At 63.4% G+C, this 17750-nt stretch carries 20 protein-coding genes; 8 read left to right on the forward strand and 12 right to left on the reverse strand.

The features are described 5' to 3' along the window. Nucleotides 1-16 precede the first annotated feature (16 nt). On the forward strand, nt 17-913 hold the full coding sequence (locus IB234_RS07820) for a DMT family transporter (RefSeq protein ID WP_192316213.1): 897 nt from the start codon (nt 17-19) through the stop codon (nt 911-913). Here the strand turns inward: IB234_RS07820 and IB234_RS07825 are convergent. The 6 genes from IB234_RS07825 to IB234_RS07850 all read right to left on the reverse strand — a co-directional run bounded on the left by IB234_RS07825 (nt 910) and on the right by IB234_RS07850 (nt 5419). After that, nucleotides 910-2070, reverse strand: coding sequence for an AAA family ATPase (locus IB234_RS07825; protein WP_192316215.1), 1161 nt, complete (start codon nt 2068-2070; stop codon nt 910-912). The two genes, IB234_RS07820 and IB234_RS07825, sit on opposite strands and share 4 nt — an antisense overlap. Before the next feature lie 26 nt (nt 2071-2096). Further along, nucleotides 2097-2729, reverse strand: a complete 633-nt coding sequence (locus tag IB234_RS07830; protein WP_192316217.1) for a 2'-5' RNA ligase family protein — start codon at nt 2727-2729, stop codon at nt 2097-2099. 4 nt (nt 2730-2733) lie between these two features. Continuing rightward, the gene (locus tag IB234_RS07835; RefSeq protein WP_192316219.1) at nt 2734-3105 is read right to left on the reverse strand and encodes a hypothetical protein; all 372 of its coding nucleotides are present in this window, start codon (nt 3103-3105) and stop codon (nt 2734-2736) included. Nucleotides 3106-3109: 4 nt separating this feature from the next. After that, nucleotides 3110-3943, reverse strand: a complete 834-nt coding sequence (locus IB234_RS07840) for an SDR family oxidoreductase (RefSeq protein ID WP_192316221.1) — start codon at nt 3941-3943, stop codon at nt 3110-3112. An 81-nt stretch (nt 3944-4024) separates the two neighbouring features. Further along, entirely contained in the window at nt 4025-4804 is a 780-nt protein-coding gene (gene yaaA, locus IB234_RS07845; RefSeq protein WP_192316223.1) for a peroxide stress protein YaaA, read from the reverse strand. Between the two features lie 90 nt (nt 4805-4894). Further along, nucleotides 4895-5419 carry a cytochrome b gene (locus IB234_RS07850; RefSeq protein WP_192316226.1) on the reverse strand — a complete coding sequence of 175 codons (525 nt, stop codon included), beginning with the start codon at nt 5417-5419 and terminating at the stop codon, nt 4895-4897. Nucleotides 5420-5907: 488 nt separating this feature from the next. Between IB234_RS07850 and IB234_RS07855 the strand changes: the two genes are divergently transcribed. From IB234_RS07855 to moaE, 4 genes are all read left to right on the forward strand, one after another. Then, the gene (locus IB234_RS07855) at nt 5908-7299 is read left to right on the forward strand and encodes a PhoH family protein (RefSeq protein WP_192316228.1); all 1392 of its coding nucleotides are present in this window, start codon (nt 5908-5910) and stop codon (nt 7297-7299) included. Between the two features lie 99 nt (nt 7300-7398). Then, the gene (gene moaC, locus IB234_RS07860) at nt 7399-7890 is read left to right on the forward strand and encodes a cyclic pyranopterin monophosphate synthase MoaC (protein ID WP_192316230.1); all 492 of its coding nucleotides are present in this window, start codon (nt 7399-7401) and stop codon (nt 7888-7890) included. Beyond that, a complete protein-coding gene (locus tag IB234_RS07865; RefSeq protein WP_192316232.1) occupies nt 7887-8132 on the forward strand; it encodes a MoaD/ThiS family protein in 246 nt (81 codons plus the stop codon). Before moaC ends, IB234_RS07865 begins: the two co-directional genes overlap by 4 nt. Nucleotide 8133: 1 nt before the next feature. After that, a complete protein-coding gene (gene moaE, locus IB234_RS07870) occupies nt 8134-8607 on the forward strand; it encodes a molybdopterin synthase catalytic subunit MoaE (RefSeq protein WP_192316235.1) in 474 nt (157 codons plus the stop codon). A gap of 39 nt (nt 8608-8646) precedes the next feature. On the opposite strand, the gene IB234_RS07875 is transcribed toward moaE, so the two are convergent. The 6 genes from IB234_RS07875 to IB234_RS07900 form a co-directional block, all read right to left on the reverse strand. Next, complete coding sequence (locus IB234_RS07875) at nt 8647-11055, reverse strand: TonB-dependent siderophore receptor (RefSeq protein WP_192316237.1); 2409 nt, start codon at nt 11053-11055, stop codon at nt 8647-8649. A gap of 99 nt (nt 11056-11154) precedes the next feature. Beyond that, entirely contained in the window at nt 11155-12084 is a 930-nt protein-coding gene (locus IB234_RS07880) for a DUF4880 domain-containing protein (protein WP_192316239.1), read from the reverse strand. Beyond that, nucleotides 12081-12605 carry a sigma-70 family RNA polymerase sigma factor gene (locus tag IB234_RS07885; protein WP_192316242.1) on the reverse strand — a complete coding sequence of 175 codons (525 nt, stop codon included), beginning with the start codon at nt 12603-12605 and terminating at the stop codon, nt 12081-12083. The genes IB234_RS07880 and IB234_RS07885 overlap by 4 nt, the downstream gene beginning before the upstream one ends. Nucleotides 12606-12684: 79 nt before the next feature. Then, the gene (locus IB234_RS07890) at nt 12685-12858 is read right to left on the reverse strand and encodes a hypothetical protein (protein ID WP_192316244.1); all 174 of its coding nucleotides are present in this window, start codon (nt 12856-12858) and stop codon (nt 12685-12687) included. A gap of 154 nt (nt 12859-13012) precedes the next feature. After that, complete coding sequence (locus IB234_RS07895; protein ID WP_192316246.1) at nt 13013-13804, reverse strand: outer membrane protein OmpK; 792 nt, start codon at nt 13802-13804, stop codon at nt 13013-13015. Between the two features lie 39 nt (nt 13805-13843). Continuing rightward, entirely contained in the window at nt 13844-14794 is a 951-nt protein-coding gene (locus IB234_RS07900; RefSeq protein WP_192316249.1) for an adenosine deaminase, read from the reverse strand. Nucleotides 14795-14930: 136 nt separating this feature from the next. On the opposite strand from IB234_RS07900, the gene nfuA reads away from it, so the two are divergent. The 3 genes from nfuA (at nt 14931) to IB234_RS07915 (ending at nt 17732) form a co-directional block, all read left to right on the forward strand. Further along, a complete protein-coding gene (gene nfuA, locus IB234_RS07905; RefSeq protein ID WP_192316251.1) occupies nt 14931-15515 on the forward strand; it encodes a Fe-S biogenesis protein NfuA in 585 nt (194 codons plus the stop codon). 262 nt (nt 15516-15777) lie between these two features. Beyond that, entirely contained in the window at nt 15778-16773 is a 996-nt protein-coding gene (locus IB234_RS07910) for a response regulator (RefSeq protein ID WP_192316253.1), read from the forward strand. 2 nt (nt 16774-16775) lie between these two features. After that, entirely contained in the window at nt 16776-17732 is a 957-nt protein-coding gene (locus IB234_RS07915) for a diguanylate cyclase (RefSeq protein WP_192316255.1), read from the forward strand. Nucleotides 17733-17750: the final 18 nt, after the last annotated feature.

Below are 17750 nucleotides of genomic sequence, written 5' to 3' on the forward strand. Positions count from 1 at the left end.
TCAACGGAGCCTTGCCATGAATCTGTCGCTGTACCTGCTCACCGTACTGATCTGGGGCACCACCTGGATCGCCCTCAAGCTGCAACTGGGCGAGGTAGCCATTCCTGCGTCCATTGCCTATCGCTTCGCCCTGGCGGCCAGCGTGCTGTTCATTCTGCTTCTGCTCAGCCGGCGCCTGCAGCGCCTCGACCGGCGTGGCCAACTGCTGTGCCTGGCCCAGGGCCTGTGCCTGTTCTGTCTCAACTTCATGTGCTTCTACACGGCCAGCCAGTGGATCCCCAGCGGCCTGGTGGCGGTGATCTTCTCCACGGCGACCCTGTGGAATGCGCTGAATGCGCGGCTCTTCATGGGGAGGAGGATTGCCGCCAACGTGCTGGCCGGCGGTGCGCTGGGGCTGCTGGGCCTGGGGCTGCTGTTCTGGCCGGAGCTGTCACACCACGAAGCCAGCCGAGAGACCCTGCTTGGCATCGGTCTGGCCGTACTCGGCACCCTGTGTTTTTCCGCCGGCAACCTGCTCTCCAGTCTGCAGCAACAGGCGGGGCTCAAGCCGCTGACCACCAATGCCTGGGGCATGTTCTACGGCGCATTATTGCTGGTCGGCTACTGCCTGGTCGCCGGCGTGCCCTTCACTTTCGAGGTGAACACCCGCTATATCGGTTCCCTGCTGTACCTGGCGATTCCCGGCTCGGTGATCGGCTTCACCGCCTACCTGACTCTGGTCGGGCGTATGGGGCCGGAGCGCGCCGCCTACTGCACGGTGCTGTTCCCGGTGGTGGCACTGAACATCTCGGTGTTCGTCGAGGGCTACCAGTGGACGGCGCCGGCGCTGTTCGGCCTGCTGCTGGTGATGCTCGGCAACGTGCTGGTATTCCGCCAGCCCAAGCCGGCGCTCGCAGCCGAACAGGCCACCTAATCCGGCCAGTGCCAGAGCGGCTCGTCGAGCATGCCCTGGCCCTGGATGGCAGTCTGCCCCAGGCGCTTGTCGAGGACGATGGAGTTGCACTCGGGGTGCTGTTCCAGCGCAGCGATCAACCGGCTGGCGTGGGACACCACCCACACCTGGGTGTGCCTGGAAGCCTCGACGATCAGGCGCCCCAGCGCCGGTAGCAGGTCCGGGTGCAGGCTGGTCTCTGGCTCGTTGAGTACCATCAGCGATGGCGGCCGTGGCGTGAGCAGTGCGGCTACCAGCAGCAGGTAACGCAGGGTGCCGTCGGACAGCTCGGCGGCCGATAGTGGTCGCAGCAGACCCTCCTGGCGCAATGCAACACTGAAGCGCCCGCCAGGCTGGAAGTCGATATCCAGTTCTGAACCTGGGAAGGCGTCGGCAATGGCGTGTTCCAGCGCCTGGCGATCACCGATCTCGCGGATGGTCTGCAGGGCAGCAGCCAGGTCGCGGCCGTCGTGGTGCAGCACTGGCGTGCGGGTGCCCAGCTGCGGCTGGCGCGCCGGGGCATCGGCGTCGGTGCGGAAGTGATCGTAGAAGCGCCAGCGACGGATCGTCTCGCGCAACTGGAATACCTCCGGGCAGCCCGGATCGTTGCCGATCTGGTCGAACAGACTGTCGTAGCTCGGCAGATGCTGGGCCAGCACCTGCCAGCTGCGGCCTTCGCGCTGACGGACCATCGGACCCTCGCGATCCACCAGCAGTGAGGCGGGACGGTAGCAGGGGCCGGCCCAGATGCACTCGCGCTTGATCTCGGGGTCCAGCGCGAAGGCCGAGCGCGAGGGTTCGGGCAGCCCAAGGGAGATGGCGAAGCCGAAATCCTCGCCGGCGAAACCCAGGCGCAGACGTACTACCTCACTGCGCGGGCCACCTTGGATCGGTACTTCGCCATTCTTCATACGTCTGCTGATTTTTTCCGGCCCCGCCCAGAGCGTCGATTCCAGCCCGCCATCGCGCGCCAGTGCATTGACCACGCCGCCCCGCGCGGTCTCGGCCAGCAGACGCAGGGCGCGATACAGGTTGGACTTGCCGCTGCCGTTGGCGCCGGTGATCAGGTTGAGGCGGCCGAGCGGCATCACCAGGTTATTGATGGAGCGGTAGTTGCCGACGGCGAGGGTGTGCAGCATGGGAGTCGTCCTGACGAGTGCGCCGCCTATGCTAGCGCGACCCGTGCATCGACGCGCAAGGCGCCCACAGGTTCGGTAGCGGCATAGCTGACCAGATGCAGCTCATGTACTGGCAGGTCGAGCGGCAAGCAGTCGCGCAGGGCTGCTGCGCGACTGCGCCATTCAGCCGTGCTGGCGGCCATGCGGTAGAGACCCACTGTGAGGTGAGGCACGTAGGGGGCCTGGCGAACTTCGGTGCTCAGGCGACCGAGCTCCTGGCGCAGGCAGCTCAGCGTGTCGTTCTCCTCTACTGCCAGAAAGGCTGCGCTGGCGAAGCTATCCAGCCCACCAATGCGTAGTGTGAACGGCGCCAGTTGCAGCGTTTCGATGGCTGCCCGCTGGTCGTCGAGCACTGCTGTTGCGATGTCATCGTCATGGCGAGGTACAGCGCAGACAAAGCCGCAGACGAACAGGGTGACATGGGCCTGGCGTATCCCCGGTGGTTGCAGCCAGTCGCCGAGCAGCGTCCGTGCGGCCTCGAGCCGTGACAGAACCTTTGGGCATTCCACGGGAATCGACCAAAGACAGTAGTGTTCGCGCCCTCGGTGCCATTCGGGATAATCACGCAGTTCGCAAGGTTGGGTGAATTCGGGCGCGTGATGCCAATCGAGCAGGCGCATGGGCTCAGGCGTCTCGCTGCCCCAGATGCAGGGCCAGCACCAAAGCCACCGGATAGCAGAGGTAGTGGAGGACGAACAGCAACTGGCCTGCGGTGCCGGGCTCGTCCTTCAGCAACATCAGACCCCAGATCAGCAGGTAGAGCAGGCCCAGTGCGGCGGTGTACAGCGCGATGAGCGCCCAGCGCTCGGCGGGTAAGGGTGAGCGTCCCTCGATCCAGCGGAATGCTACGCGCAGGGCCAGGGCGATGAGTGCCGCGGCGATCAGCGTGGCAGGCAGGCCGCCGATTTTCAGGCCGGTACGCAGCAGCAGGTTGACCAGGAAGGCGGCGGCCACCGCGGCCAGCACGTAGTAGTGAAGGTGCAGGCGGCGGGTCATGGCGTCAGCTCAGGTGACGGTCGAGGCCGAAGCGTTTCTTCAGCACCTTGTCCAGCAACCGTGTCGGCAGCCAGCGGGCGAGCAGGGGCATGGCGCGGCTGCCGTTGCCGATGCGGATCAGCACTGGGCGCGTGGGTTTGCGCACGGCGGTGAGCAGCTCGGCGGCGAAGTCTTCGGCGGGCGTCGGGTTGTCCTGTGAGGCATTGGCGCGGGCGCGGATGCCTTCGCGCAGCGGCCACCAGGGCGAGTTCTCGCGGATCAGCTGCTCGGCCTCGGCGCTGGCATTGGCACCGAAGCTGGAGGCGATGGCACCCGGTTGCACTTCCATGACGTCGATGGCGAAGGGCGCCAGCTCCAGGCGCAGGGCGTCGGTCAGGGCGTGTACTGCCGCCTTGGACGCGCAGTAGGCGCCAGCGAATGGCGTGACCATCACCCCGGACACGCTGCCGATGTTCACCACCAGGCCGCGGCTGGCACGCAGCAGCGGGAAGCAGGCGCGAGTCAGCTCCACCAGGCTGAACACGTTGGTTTCGAACTGCCGGCGCATGCCCTCGGCACCACCATCCAGCAGCGGGCCCATGGCGCCGTAGCCGGCATTGTTGATCAGCACGTCGAGGCGGCCGGCTTCTGCGCTCAGGCGGGCGTGGACGCGAGCGATGTCCTCTGCGTCGTTGACGTCGAGCTTCACGGCGGTGAATCCGGCGGCGTCGAGGGTGGCCAGGTCGGCGCCCTTGCGCGCGGCGGCGAATACGCGATAACCGGCGGCCTTGAAGGCATCGGCCAGGGCGCGGCCGATGCCGCTGGAGCAACCGGTGATCAGGGCGACGGGCTGGGTCATTGGGTTTCCTTGTCGAGGCCGGGGAGCGTGCTGCCGATCATAGCCGTGGGAAGCGCTGGCGTAATGGCTTTACCGGCCAGATCAATCTTCTGAATGGTCGCGCAGGAACACCAGGCTGTCCGGCTTGGACTGTTCGGCACTGTAGCGGTAACCCTGGTAGTCGAAGGCCTTGAGCTGCTCGGGGTCGCTGATGCGCTCCTTGATCACGTAGCGCGCCATCAGGCCTCGGGCCTTTTTGGCGTAGAAGCTGATGATCTTGTACTGGCCGTTTTTCAGGTCCTTGAACTCGGTATCGATGATCCGCGCGTTCAGGGCCTTGCGCTTGACCGCGCCGAAGTACTCGTTGGAGGCCAGGTTGAGCAGGATGTCGTCGCCCTGTGCGGCCAGCGCTTCGTTGAGCCAGCCGCTGATGCGCTCGCCCCAGAAGTCGTAGAGGTTGTTGCCGCGGGCGTTGGCCAGCTTGGTGCCCATCTCCAGGCGGTACGGCTGCATCAGGTCGAGCGGGCGTAACACGCCGTACAGGCCGGAGAGCATGCGCAGGTGTTGCTGGGCGAAGTCGAAGTCGGCCTCGGCGAAGTCCTCGGCGGCCAGCCCGGTGTAGACGTCACCCTTGAACGCTAGCAGCGCCTGCTTGGCGTTGGCCGGGGTGAAGTCCGGGTGCCAGCTGCCGTAGCGCGCGACGTTGAGCGCAGACAGCTTGTCCGACAGATGCATCAGCTCGCCGATCTGCTGCGGGCTCATCTGACGCAGCTGGCCGATCAGCTCCTGAGCGTGGTCGAGAAACTGCGGCTGGGTGAAGCGCGCAGTGGCCGGCGGGGTGTCGTAGTCCAGGGTCTTGGCGGGGGATATCACCAACAGCATCGAATCGTCTCCAGAAAGCGTGGCGCGATTCTAGGCCGATGAGCCCCTCGGCTCCAGCTATCGGCGCCGAGGGGTTTACCTATCGATGACTCAGTGACGCTCGGGCAACATGGCCCGCAGCACACCATCTTTGCGTACATGGTGGTGCCACAGGGCCGCGCCGGCATGGCCGAGGATCAGCAGGAACAGCAGGTACTGGGCGGTGACGTGGAACAGCTTGGCGGCCTCGCGCACCGCATCGGACAGAGGCAGCGGGCCGATCTCCACCAGCCAGAACAGGTTCACCGGGCGTTTGCCGAACAGCATGCCGCTCAGTGGCATCAGCACCAGCAACAGATAGAGCAGGGCGTGTCCGGCCTTGGCGGCGAAGCGCTGCAGCGGTGGCTCTCCGGCGAGCAGGTCAGGAGCGCCGGAGCGGGCGCGGACCACCAGGCGCAATACGGTCAGCACCAGTACCAGCAGGCCGAGTGACTTGTGCAGAGTGAATACGCCAGCGCCGCCGCCGAGCAGCGGTTCGAACAGGTCGCTGCCATAGGGCAGGGCGATGATCATCAGAATCAGCACAGCACTGAGCCAGTGCAGGGTGATCTGGGTCGGGGTGTAGCGTTGGATCATGTTCTTTTCCTCATCGGGTATACGGCGTGCACGGTGCAGGCTAGAGCGGTTTCTTCTAGTTATGCGGATACTTTACCGGCTCGCTGGCGGCTGCCGGCAAGGGCGTTTTTGCAAGATGTGTGTGAACGGCTCGTGGTCGCGTGCGGCAGGCAGCGGCGGGGAATTCGGTGGAGGAAAAGAGGGGACGGGAGCAGCGGCGCTGAGTGCATCGCCGGGAGGCAGGACTTCCGACTGTAACGGCGTACCTGCACCTCGCCAAGCGCTATTCGTCGAGCTGTAAAAAAAGCCTCTAGTCGAAGAAAAAGTTCTTTTTTCTGTAATCCGGATTGGGGTATTAAAAAAGCAGACCGCCGAACCCTGCAGCACAGGTGGCGGCCCTCGGCCATCACCTTTGCTCGCGTATCCCGCTCCGTTCGGGAGGTGGGCGGTTCTCCGCGACGGAGCTGTAGAGGCTCTGTCGTCCAGGCCCCTCGATAAGGTGACCGAGTATGGATGATCACGGACGCACCCGCTCTACCCAGCCCACCCTCTACGTCCTCGACACCAACGTCCTGATCCACGATCCCAACGCGCTGCTGAATTTCCAGGAACACCACGTCGCCATCCCTATGACCGTGCTGGAGGAGCTGGACAAGCTTAAGACCGGCAAGCACACGGTCGCCGCAGAATGCCGCCAGGCCATCCGCCTGATCGACCAGACGCTAGGCGAGGCCACTCCCGAGGAGGTTGAACAAGGCGTACCGATCCGTCGCGGCAAGAACGAGCCCAAGGGCACCCTGTCGATCCTCATGAGCAAGCGTGCGGAGCCCATCACCTGGCTGCCCGAGCACCTCAACGACAACAAGATCATCAACCAGCTGGTGGAGCTGCAGAGCCGGCGCAGTGGCTCGCCCGTGGTGCTGGTGACCAAGGACATCAACATGCGCCTGAAGGCGCGTGCCTGCGGCATCTCCGCCGAGGACTACCACACCGACCAGTTGGTGGATGACGTCAACCTGCTGTCGCGTGGCTACCACAACATGAGCGGCTCGTTCTGGGACCGCGTGAGCAAGGTCGAGACCCGTCAGGGCCACGGCCGCACCTGGCACCAGGTGCAGCTCATCGACAACCTGCCGGCCGTGCACGTCAACGAGTTCATCGTCGACGAGCAGGGCTTTGTCGGCTGGGTAAAAGGTATCGAGGGCAGCAGCCTGACCATCCTCGACCTGCATCAGGAACCGCTGCTGCACCAGGAGGCCTGGGGCCTGCGTCCGCGTGATCTTTACCAGGCACTGGCGCTGTACGCACTGCTCGACCCGGACATCCACCTGGTCAACCTGTCCGGCGCCGCCGGTTCGGGCAAGACCATCCTGGCGCTGGCTGCGGCCATCGAGCAGACCATGGTCAGCAAGCGCTACCGCAGAATCATCGCCACTCGCAGCGTGCAGGGCCTGGACGAGGACATCGGCTTCCTGCCCGGTACCGAGGCGGAGAAGATGGAGCCTTGGCTTGGTGCGATCACCGACAACCTGGAAGCGCTGCATTCGGACGACGAGAGCACCCATGGCAGCGTCGACTACATCCTGCAGAAGGTGCCGCTGCAGTTTAAGTCGCTCAACTACATCCGCGGGCGCAGCTTCCAGCACAGCCTGATCCTGATCGACGAGTGCCAGAACCTCACTCCGCACCAGATGAAGACCATCATCACCCGCGCCGGTACGGGCTCCAAGGTGATCTGCCTGGGCAACCTGGCGCAGATCGACACGCCTTATCTGTCTGCTACCAGCTCGGGCCTGACCTACCTCACCGAACGCTTCAAGGACTTCGAGCACGGTGTGCACGTTACCCTGCAAGGGGTGCCGCGCTCAGTGCTGGCCGAGTACGCCGAAGCGCACATGTAACCGACGCAACCCCACGCCCCTCCGACCGGAGGGGTGTTTCGGGGGCGCGCTCCGCAGGGCGGCGGCGTTACAATGCCGCATCCTGACCGGAGCAAGACCGTGCTGACCCATCTCGATTCCCAAGGCCGCGCCAACATGGTGGACGTCACCGACAAGGCGGTGACCTCCCGCGAGGCCGTGGCCGAAGCCCGCGTGCGTATGCTGCCGGCGACCCTGGCGATGATCGCCGACGGCAGCCACCCCAAGGGCGACGTGTTCGCCGTGGCGCGCATCGCCGGCATCCAGGCGGCGAAGAAGACTCACGAACTGATTCCGCTGTGCCACCCACTGCTGCTGACCAGCGTCAAGGTCGAGCTGGAGGTCGATGGCATCGACTGCGTGCGCATTCAGGCGTGCTGCAAGCTGGCCGGGCAAACTGGTGTGGAGATGGAGGCACTGACCGCCGCCAGTGTTGCCGCGCTGACCATCTATGACATGTGCAAGGCCGTGGACCGCGGCATCACGATCGAGGCCGTGCGCCTGTTGGAGAAGTCCGGCGGCAAGAGCGGTGACTATCGACTGGACTATCACGAGGCAGGGAGCCTGACATGATCCGCGTACAGTATTTCGCCCGTTACCGAGAGGTGCTGGGTATCGATGGCGAGCAGTTGCAGCGTGCCGCCCTGAGCAATCTGGAGCAGCTGCGTGAGCATCTGCTCAGTCGCGGCGGAGTGTGGCAGGTGTTGGCCGAGCAGAACCTGATGTGTGCGCGCAACCAGGAGCTGTGCGGCCTGGAGACCGAACTGGCTGACGGTGACGAAGTGGCTTTCTTCCCCACGGTCACGGGTGGCTAGGGTGGGCGTCCGGGTACAGGTCGAGGCCTTCGATCCGGGCAGCGAACTCAATGCGCTGCATGCTGCCAACCTGGGCATCGGCGCAGTGGCGACCTTCGTTGGTTACGTGCGTGATTTCAATGATGGCCAGGACGTGCGCGGGATGTTCCTCGAACATTACCCGGGCATGACCGAGAAGGCCTTGCAGCAGATTGCGACCGAGGCCGAACAGCGCTGGCCGCTGTTGCGGGTGGAAATCCTCCACCGCGTCGGCCGACTCGAACCGGGCGAGCCGATCGTGTTCGTCGGCACCGCCAGCAGTCATCGCCAGGCGGCTTTCGACGCCTGCAACTTCATCATGGACTACCTGAAAACCCGCGCGCCGTTCTGGAAGAAGGAAGACACGGCCGAGGGGGCGCGCTGGGTGGAGGGGCGCTGCAGTGACCAGGAGGCTGCGCAGCGCTGGAGCAATATCCCAGGCCGGCAGCCTCAGTAACGGCAATTGCGTTTGGGGCGCTATGGCCGCCCCGAACACTTACCAGGCGAAGTCTAGGGTGGCGTACAGCGTCCGCTGTTGGCCGAACTGGCAGCCGTCGGTGCTGTAGCAGGCGGCGACGTATTCCTTGTCGAACAGGTTGCTGGCGTTCAGTGACAGGTTCAGACCGTCCAGAGCGCTGTCCAGGTAGCGCAGGTCATAACGCACCAAGGCATCCACCACCGTGTAGGACGGCACCTTGAAGCTGTTCTGCCGGTCGCCGTAGCTGCTGCCGACATAGCGCACCCCGCCACCGAAGCCGAGGCCGGCCAAAGCGCCGCCCTGCAGGCTGTAGTCCAGCCAGAGCGAGGCCATATGCTCGGGGACCCGGAATGGCCGGTTACCCTCGATACCGGCCTCGTTGGACTGGCTGACTTCCACGTCATTCCACGTGTAACTGCTCAGCAGATTGAGGCCTTGTGCCAGGTTGGCCTTGCCTTCCAGCTCGACACCGCATGAGCGGATCTCGCCTTCCTGAATGCTGTTGCCGGGGTTGTCGAGGTCTGGTGTGCTGACATTATCCTTGGTCAGGTCGAACAGGGCGATGGTGTACAGGCTGCTGGAACCGGGCGGCTCGTATTTCAGGCCGATTTCGTATTGCTTGCCCTCTTCGGGATCGAACACCTGATTGCTGGCGGTCTTGCCGACGGCAGGCAGGAACGACTCGGAGTAACTGGCGTAGGGGGCGAGGCCGTTGTCGAACAGGTAGACCAGGCCAGCCCTGCCGGAGAATCTTTCGTCGCGTTGTATCGGTTCCGAGGCCCAGAAGGCGTCGTTGTCGTTCTTCACCCAGTCGTAACGTCCACCAACCACGAACACCCAGCGATCATCGAATTTGAACTGGTCCTGCAGGTAAGCGCCGGTCTGCTTCACCGTCTGCTCGTAGGTGCTGGCGGGCAGCAGCATGACGAGGGGGTTGCCGGCATAGGAGGGCGCGAACACGTCGATGTTCGTGGCTATGCCATAGCCTTGTTGCTGCTCGTAGTTGAAACGGCTGTAGTCCACGCCGGCGAGCAGGGTGTGGTTGACGGGGCCGGTGGCGAATTGGGCCTGCACCTGGTTGTCCACCGTGAACAGATTGCCGTCGCCCTGGCGCAGCTCGGCATAGCGGCTGGCGGTGCGCTGGCTGTCGTCGGTCCAGCCGTTGAAGGCGATCTCCTGGCTGTGATGACGATAGTGGTTGAAGCGCAGGTTCTGCCGAACGCTCCAGACCTCGTCGAAGCGGTGTTCGAACAGGTAACCGGCCGAGGTTTTCTCGTTGATCGATTCGTCGAAGCTGTCGTCGCCGATGTAGAAATCGCGATCGATGTCGCCGTTGGGATTGTCCAGCACGCTTCCGTTGGCTGGCACGCCGTTGGTGAAGTTGCCCTTCTGCTTCTGGTGTTCGGCGAGGAAGGTCAGCTCGGTATCGTCCGACGGTCGCCAGCTTAGTGCCGGCGCGATGTAGGTGCGCTGGTTGTCGATGCGGTCGGTCTGTGCATCGCTGTCACGTACCAGACCTGTCAGGCGATAGCTCCAAACGCCCTGGTCGTCCAGGGCCTCGCTCAGGTCGAAGGCCAGATGGCGGTAGTCGAAGCTACCACCCTGCAGTTGAATCTGGCGTATCGGCGTCTGGCTCGGGCGCTTGCTGACCAGATTGACCTGGCCGCCTGGGTCTGCCGCGCCGTAGAGCACTGAACTGGCGCCGCGCAGCACCTCGATGCGCTCCAGCCCATACGGTTCGGGTGCATCCCAGCCCAGGTAGTCGGACATAAAGGTCTTGGTGCCGTCACGCAGCATACGGCCGGTACCTTGCTGGAAACCGCGCACGATGAACTGGTCGGCGATGGATTGCGGACCGGCGATCTCGGTGGTGATGCCGGGGGTGTAGCGCAGGGCTTGAGTGACGGTCTTCGGTTGCTGCGCTTCGATCTGCTCACGGGTGACCACGGAGATGGACTGTGGGGTCTCGATCAGCGGTGTATCGGTCTTGCTGGCGGTGGCACTGCGCCTGGCCACATAACCGTCGACCGGGCCAAAGGCAGACTCCTCGGCGGTGCCGCTGATGTAGACCTCGTCCAGGGTCATGGCTTCGCCGGAAATGGCTTCGAGGGTCAGGGTGCCGTCGCTGGTAATGCGCAGGGCCAGGCCGCTGCCGCGCAGGGCGTCGCGCAGAGCTTGCTCGGTGCTCATTCGCCCACGAATCGCCGAGGCTTTTAGCCCGCTGGTCAGCGTCGGCGAGTAGACGATTGGCCGACCGCTCAGGCGGGCGATGCTGTCGAGGGTCTGGGACAGGTCGGCTGCTGGCAGATCGAAGTCCTGGACGTTCTGGCTGAGGTCGGTTGGTGATGCGGCCAGGGTACAGGCCGGAATGCCGAACAGCAGTGCCAGGCACAGCGGGGCGAGTGGTAGCGCGGGGCGATGAGACATGTGGGCTCCATGGGTCATGTTGGATCCGCTTCATCGAGCGGTTGTCAGGACCTATGTGTGACTAGCGCACAAAAGCGATATAGGCACGATGGAATTTTTTCAGCCGTGCAGTTCGATACGTGTCCACCATCCCAGGTAGCGGTCGATACGCAGCGGCATGGTCTGCTCCAGTGCCGCCAGGGCGCGGTCGCTGTCATCTAGCGGGAACAGGCCGGAAACGCGCAGGCGGGCAGCTTCTGGACTGGCTCGTAGTACGCCGTGGCGATAGGGGCGCAGGGCGTCGAGCAGCTCTGCCAGGCTCCAGTCGTCGACGCTCAGCCACCCGTCGGACCAACTGCTTTCGCCATGCCGATTGGCGGTGAGGGGGGTGATCTGAGCAGCATCGAAGCGAGCGCCCTGGCCTGCTTGCAGGATAAGTTGAGCACCGTCCCGGGTATCGATGCGCGCGCTGGCATCGAGGACCCAGGTATGCACGCTGTCGTCGTGCAATGCGACCATGAAGCGAGCTTTCAGGGCGCTGACGCTGCCGCACGGGGTGTGCACGAGGAACGGGCGCGGGTCGTTGCTGGTGCGGATGATCAGCTTGCCACTGCGCAGGATGAGGTTGCGCTGTGTGGCGGTGAAGTCGAGGTCGACAGCGCTGCAGGCATCCAGCTGCAGTTCGCTGCCGTCTGCCAGGGTTCTGCTCAGGCGCTCAGCGGTGTCGCTGCGCAGGTCTGCACCCAGCTCCAGCGGCATGCCCGGGCGGCTCACCAGATGCGCGCCGAGACCGAGGCCGGCCAGGGCCAGTGCGCCGCGTAGAACGGTGCGCCGACCATTGGAAACCTGCAGCGCGCGGCGCAGGGCAGGGTTGCCGTCCGCCAGCGGGCCGAGGGTCGAGCCCAGGTGGTGCTGTACGGTCGCCCAAGCCTGGGCGTGGCTCGGGTCGGCCGCCAGCCAGGCGTCGAAGGCGTGACGCTCCTGTGGCTCGACCTGGCCGGAGCGTAGGCAGGCGGTCCATTCGATGGCCTGTTCGACGGCCCGGCTCATGATTCCAGCAGCCCTCGGCAGCATAGCGTCAGGCCCTTGGCCACGTACTGGCGCACGCGGATGGTGGAGACGCCGAGGATGGCGGCGATATCGGCGTACTTCATGCCGTCCAGCTGGCTGTAGAAGAAGGCGGCACGCGCCTTGGGCGACAAACCGTCGAGCAGGGCGTCCAGGGCCAGCAGGGTCTCCATCACCAGGGCGCGTTCTTCCGGTGAGGGTTCCAGCGCCTCCGGTTGCAGGGCAAGGGCTTCGAGGTAGGCGCGCTCAAGTTCGCGGCGACGCCAGCTGGCGTAGATCAGCCGCTTGGCGATGGTGGTGAGCAGTGCGCGTGGTTCGCGGATGGCTTGGGGGTCGGGCAGGGCGACCACCTGGACGAAGGTTTCGGCCGCCATGTCCGCCGCATCGTGACGGCACCCCAGGCGCGCGTGCAGGCGGCCGAGCAGCCAGCCGTGATGTTCACCGAACAGGCAGTGCAGCACCTGTTGGCGAAGCGCGGGCGCGGCGCAGGGGGATGAGGTCATGGCGACAGCGTCTCACTTAAAGTGAGAAGTATTATCGTTTAACCTCGTGCTGACGACAATCCCGTCTCGCTGTTGGGGATCAGCTTACCGGTTGCAGTGCCAGGTACAGTCGGAAGGCAATGGGCGTGAGCGTCACCAGCACGCCGACGCCGATCAGGCGCACGCCCCACTCATGCTCGCGATAATTGAAGCCGAAGCCCAGCATCAGGAAGCCGACGATCAGCAGCGCCAGCATGAAATGGTAGCTCTCCATATGCACATTCTCCCCGTTGTTTGTCTCAGGGTAGACGCTGCGCTTGCATGGTGGACTGATCTAGAGCAACGAAGCGCCCGGACGTTCTTCGTGGCCGGAGCCGGTGTGCTCCGGCACATCCGGCTCATTGTGGAAGGCTGTCTTGTCGTGACGCTTAGAAGTGGCCTTTGAGCAGCAGGCTGATCGCGCTCTGGTCTGTGCCACCGAGAATCTCGTCACCAAGGTAGCTGTCGTCATCGATGCCGTACTTGTCGCTCCAGTAGTCGTACTCGACGCCAACATAGAAGCGCTTGCCCCAGCCCATGGCCTTGGCCAGGTCATACTTGACCTGCGGGTTGAAGTGCAGGTTGGCGTGGTAGCTGTCGTCGTTGTCCACCACCCAGTCCATGAAGCCGTCGATAACCAGATCGGAGTTGCCGACCGGGATGGTGTAGCTCCAGGCCGGGGTGATCTGCCAGACGCCGCTGCCGTCGCGCTTGCCATCGGGCTCACGGTAGTAGGTATTGAGCTGGAAGAAGTCGAAGCCGGGCAGATTCAGGTCAATGGCCGGGCCGAGTAGGTAGGCATCGACATCGTCTTCGCCGAACTCATAGGTGGCAGCCAGCAGCACGTCCTTGATGGGGCCGAAGGACAGATCGGTGCCGCTGATCTTGCCGAAGGACAGGCGCGGGCTGATTTCACCGTAGAAGGTGTGGCCGTCACCGGCGCCGTTGGTGGCCTCGGTGTTGTATTTGATGCCATCGACGAAGATGAACAGATCGCCAAAGCTCCAGCCGCTGGCATGCTCGAAGGTCACGGTTTGCTGCTTCGGTGGATCGATCTTGAAGTCGATACCATTGAGATAGGTCAGGCTGTTGTCCTGCCACTGCAGCAGATCGGCTGCCAGTGCGTGACTGCTGGTCATCAGCGCGGCGGCCAGCGTCAGGCCATGAGCGAAACGATACATCCGGAACTCCGATTCGTCGGTAAGGGGCAAAAAAGCGCGCTACTTTACCAGTCTTGCTTCGAGGCTGTTACTGGCCAGACGGGCGGCCTGCTCGCGGGTCATGCCCAGGTCGCGCTCCAGGGCAGTGAAGTTCTCGCCGACGTAGCCGCCGAAGTAGGCCGGGTCATCCGAGTTCACGGTGACCTTCACGCCGCGCTCGAGCATGTCGAGGATGTTGTGCTGGGCCATGTCGTCGAACACGCAGAGCTTGATGTTGGACAGCGGGCAGACAGTCAGCGGGATCTGCTCGTCGATGATGCGCTGCATTAACCGCTCGTCCTCGATGGCGCGCACGCCGTGGTCAATGCGCTCGATCTTGAGCAGGTCCAGTGCTTCCCAGATGTATTCGGGCGGGCCTTCTTCGCCGGCGTGGGCGACGGTCAGCAGGCCTTCGCTGCGGGCCTTAGCGAACACGCGCTCGAACAGGCGCGGCGGGAAGCCCATTTCCGAGCTGTCCAGGCCGACGGCGACGAAGGCGTCGCGGAACGGCATGGCCTGTTCCAGGGTCTTGAACGCCTCTTCTTCGGAGAGGTGACGCAGGAAGCTGAGGATCAGCCCGTGCGTGACGCCCAGTTGCTTCTCACCATCGACCAGTGCCTGCTTGATGCCGCGCAGCACCACCTCGAAGGGGATGCCGCGGTCGGTGTGGGTCTGTGGGTCGAAGAACGGCTCGGTGTGGATCACCCCTTGTTCCTGGCACTTGAGCAGGTAGGCCCAGGTCAGGTCGTAGAAGTCCTGCTCGGTACGCAGGACGTTGGCGCCCTGGTAATACAGGTCGAGGAATTCCTGCAGGTTGTTGAAGGCGTAGGCGCCGCGCAGGCTCTCCACGTCGGCCCAGGGCAGGGCGATTCTGTTGCGCTCGGCCAGGGCGAACAGCAGCTCGGGCTCCAGCGAGCCCTCCAGATGCAGGTGCAGTTCGGCTTTGGGCAGGGCGGTGATCCAGTCGGTCATGGTGCGGTTAACTCAGGGTAATCGAGCGCGCATTCTAACGGAGTCGGCGCTGGGAATTATTCCTACTAAAATACTAGGACTTTATCCTGGCCGGTCGATTGGCGTACACTGGCCCCACGTTTTGCGAGGAGTTGCCATGAGCGCCATCATCATTACCGACGCGGCCCACGATTATCTGTCCGATCTGCTGAAGAAGCAGAACACCACCGGCATCGGTATCCGCGTGTTCATCACCCAGCCCGGCACGCCCTACGCGGAAACCTGCATCGCCTACTGCAAGCCAGGCGAGCAGAAACCGGAAGACACCGCCGTGGCGCTGAAGGAATTCACCGCCTGGATCGACGCTGTCAGCGAGCCCTTCCTGGAAGACGCCGTGGTTGACTACGCCACCGACCGTATGGGCGGCCAGCTGACCATCAAGGCTCCGAACGCCAAGGTGCCGATGGTCAATGAAGACAGCCCGGTTACCGAGCGCATCAACTACTACCTGCAGACCGAGATCAACCCGGGTCTGGCTAGCCATGGCGGCCAGGTGAGCCTGGTCGACGTGGTCGATGAAGGCATTGCCGTGCTGCGCTTCGGTGGCGGTTGCCAGGGCTGCGGCCAGGCCGACTACACGCTCAAGGAAGGCATCGAGAAGACCCTGATGGAGCGTATTCCGGAGCTGAAGGGTGTCCGGGATGTGACCGATCACAGCAATCGCGAGAATGCCTACTACTAAGCTCTCCTTGATATGTGCAAAGAAGGCGCCTGAGGGCGCCTTTCTTTTTTGTTTCGAACCAGCTGCGCATAGCGAATGGGGCAAGCGTGTACCCTGTCGCAAATGGTGTCGATGAAATACGGTGATGGCATATTGCTATGGCTTTTGACTGGAAAAAGTGGTTCCTTACTGCTTTTGCCTGCCGCCTGTCCAAGGGGCTGATGTCGGTGCCGATGCAAACGGGGCCGGTTGGCCTGGCTCGCTTGTTTTGAGGCTAGTGCCGATGACTACCTTTTCACTGTTGGTCTGCGACGACTCCGCGATGGCGCGCAAGCAGCTATTGCGCGCCCTGCCACCCGAATGGCCCGTCGAGATCAGCCAGGCCGCGCACGGCGCCGAGGCCCTGGAGCGGATTCGCGAGGGGGGTATCGACCTGCTGCTGCTCGACCTGACCATGCCTGTGCTGGATGGTTACGGTGTGTTGGCCGCCCTGCGCGAGGAAGGGTTGGAGTGTCGGGTGGTCGTGGTCTCTGGTGATGTCCAGGACGAGGCTGTACGCCGAGTTACCGAACTGGGTGCCCTGGCCTTCCTGAAAAAACCTGCCGATCCGATGCTGGTGCGTGAAACGCTGCAGCGCCTCGGGCTGTTCAGCGGCACCGCAACAGCCACGCCCGCGATTTCCTCAAACGAGCCAACGGTGAACTTCCGGGACGCTTTCCGTGAGGTGATCAACGTTTCGATGGGGCGTGCTGCCGCGCTGCTGGCCCGCGTGCTGGGGGTGTTCGTTCAGCTGCCGCTGCCCAACGTCAACATCCTGGAAGTGGGCGAGTTGCACATGGCGTTGGCCGATGCCCAGAGCGACGAGCGCCTTACTGCTGTCTGTCAGGGCTATATCGGTGGAGGAATCGCGGGCGAGGCACTGCTGATCTTCCATGATTCCGAAGTGGAAAGCATGGCCAGGTTGCTACGTCGCGACGCGGCCTGCGCCTCGTCCATGGAAATGCTGCTGGATATGGCTAGCGTGCTGATCGGAGCCTGCCTCAGTGGCATTGCCGAGCAGATCAACATCAAGTTTTCCCAGGGGCATCCGCAGATACTCGGTCAGCATGCGCCGATCGACGAGCTGATTCGCCTCAACCAGCAGCGCTGGCAAAAGACCTTGGCGGTGGAGTTCAGCTACAGCATCGAAGGACATGAAATCCACTTCGATCTCATGCTGTTGTTCACCGAGGACTCGGTTCCGCTGTTGACACAAAAACTCGCCTACCTGATGGGTTGATCATGGCAGAGACCGTCGATCTCAACGAATTCCACTGGCTGCTGACAATCGTGCAGAGCATCGATGTGGGTGTCGTGGTGCTTGACCGCGATTTCCGCGTCGAAGTCTGGAATGGTTTCATGGAGAACCGTTCAGGGCGTACTCCGGAAGATGTGTTGCATAAGTCGTTCTTCGATCTGTTTCCGGAGGTGGAGCAGGAGTGGTTCCGGCACAAGGTGGATAGCGTCGCCACTCTCGGCACGCCGGCGTTCACCATCTGGGAGCAGCGGCCGTATCTGGTGCGGTTCAAGAACTACCAGCCCATTACCGGGCAGGAAGACTTCATGTATCAGAACACTACCATCCTGCCGCTGCAGGCCACCAATAGCCGAATCGAGCATGTCTGCTTGATCATCTACGACGTGACCGACGTGGCAGTGAACAAGCATCAGCTGCAGTCGGCCAACCAGCAGCTCAGGCATCTGGCGCGCACGGACCGGCTGACGGGGTTGAACAACCGCGGTCATTGGGAAGAAGAGCTGCGTCGGGAGTACTCGCGCCATCGCCGATACGGCAGCATGGCGGCCTTGGTGATCTTCGATATCGATCACTTCAAGCGGATCAACGATACCTATGGTCACCCTGCCGGCGACCGGGTCATCCAGTTCGTGTCCGATGTGATCCGCGAGGCGATTCGCGAAAGCGATATCGCCGGGCGATACGGAGGGGAAGAATTCGTGGTACTTCTACCCGACGTGGACAAGGTCGGGGCCAGGTTATTTGCCGAGCGCCTGCGCCAGCTGGTTGAAGCATTGGTCGTCGATGCCGATGGCCAGGAGATCCGCTTCACCATCAGCCTTGGGGTAGCTGACCTCGGGCAGACCAGCCAGGATTACCAGCAATTGATCGACTGGGCTGATCGTGCCCTGTATCACTCGAAACATGGCGGCCGCAATCGAGTCACCGTTCACGGTGGCTAGAGGGCGGCTCAGGATTTC

This window comes from Pseudomonas sp. PDM16 (assembly GCF_014851865.1).
Lineage (GTDB): Bacteria > Pseudomonadota > Gammaproteobacteria > Pseudomonadales > Pseudomonadaceae > Aquipseudomonas.

Excerpts from the sequence above, each read along its gene's own strand:
- IB234_RS07900 (WP_192316249.1), bottom strand. The coding sequence starts at position 14,794 with ATGACCGACTGGATCACCGCCCTGCCCAAAGCCGAACTGCACCTGCAT.
- IB234_RS07875 (WP_192316237.1), bottom strand. The coding sequence starts at position 11,055 with ATGTCTCATCGCCCCGCGCTACCACTCGCCCCGCTGTGCCTGGCACTG.
- IB234_RS07855 (WP_192316228.1), top strand. The coding sequence starts at position 5,908 with ATGGATGATCACGGACGCACCCGCTCTACCCAGCCCACCCTCTACGTC.
- IB234_RS07910 (WP_192316253.1), top strand. The coding sequence starts at position 15,778 with ATGACTACCTTTTCACTGTTGGTCTGCGACGACTCCGCGATGGCGCGC.
- IB234_RS07825 (WP_192316215.1), bottom strand. The coding sequence starts at position 2,070 with ATGCTGCACACCCTCGCCGTCGGCAACTACCGCTCCATCAATAACCTG.
- IB234_RS07880 (WP_192316239.1), bottom strand. The coding sequence starts at position 12,084 with ATGAGCCGGGCCGTCGAACAGGCCATCGAATGGACCGCCTGCCTACGC.
- IB234_RS07895 (WP_192316246.1), bottom strand. The coding sequence starts at position 13,804 with ATGTATCGTTTCGCTCATGGCCTGACGCTGGCCGCCGCGCTGATGACC.
- IB234_RS07835 (WP_192316219.1), bottom strand. The coding sequence starts at position 3,105 with ATGACCCGCCGCCTGCACCTTCACTACTACGTGCTGGCCGCGGTGGCC.
- IB234_RS07865 (WP_192316232.1), top strand. The coding sequence starts at position 7,887 with ATGATCCGCGTACAGTATTTCGCCCGTTACCGAGAGGTGCTGGGTATC.
- IB234_RS07840 (WP_192316221.1), bottom strand. The coding sequence starts at position 3,943 with ATGACCCAGCCCGTCGCCCTGATCACCGGTTGCTCCAGCGGCATCGGC.
- IB234_RS07850 (WP_192316226.1), bottom strand. The coding sequence starts at position 5,419 with ATGATCCAACGCTACACCCCGACCCAGATCACCCTGCACTGGCTCAGT.
- IB234_RS07830 (WP_192316217.1), bottom strand. The coding sequence starts at position 2,729 with ATGCGCCTGCTCGATTGGCATCACGCGCCCGAATTCACCCAACCTTGC.
- IB234_RS07915 (WP_192316255.1), top strand. The coding sequence starts at position 16,776 with ATGGCAGAGACCGTCGATCTCAACGAATTCCACTGGCTGCTGACAATC.
- IB234_RS07885 (WP_192316242.1), bottom strand. The coding sequence starts at position 12,605 with ATGACCTCATCCCCCTGCGCCGCGCCCGCGCTTCGCCAACAGGTGCTG.
- IB234_RS07890 (WP_192316244.1), bottom strand. The coding sequence starts at position 12,858 with ATGGAGAGCTACCATTTCATGCTGGCGCTGCTGATCGTCGGCTTCCTG.
- nfuA (WP_192316251.1), top strand. The coding sequence starts at position 14,931 with ATGAGCGCCATCATCATTACCGACGCGGCCCACGATTATCTGTCCGAT.
- IB234_RS07820 (WP_192316213.1), top strand. The coding sequence starts at position 17 with ATGAATCTGTCGCTGTACCTGCTCACCGTACTGATCTGGGGCACCACC.
- yaaA (WP_192316223.1), bottom strand. The coding sequence starts at position 4,804 with ATGCTGTTGGTGATATCCCCCGCCAAGACCCTGGACTACGACACCCCG.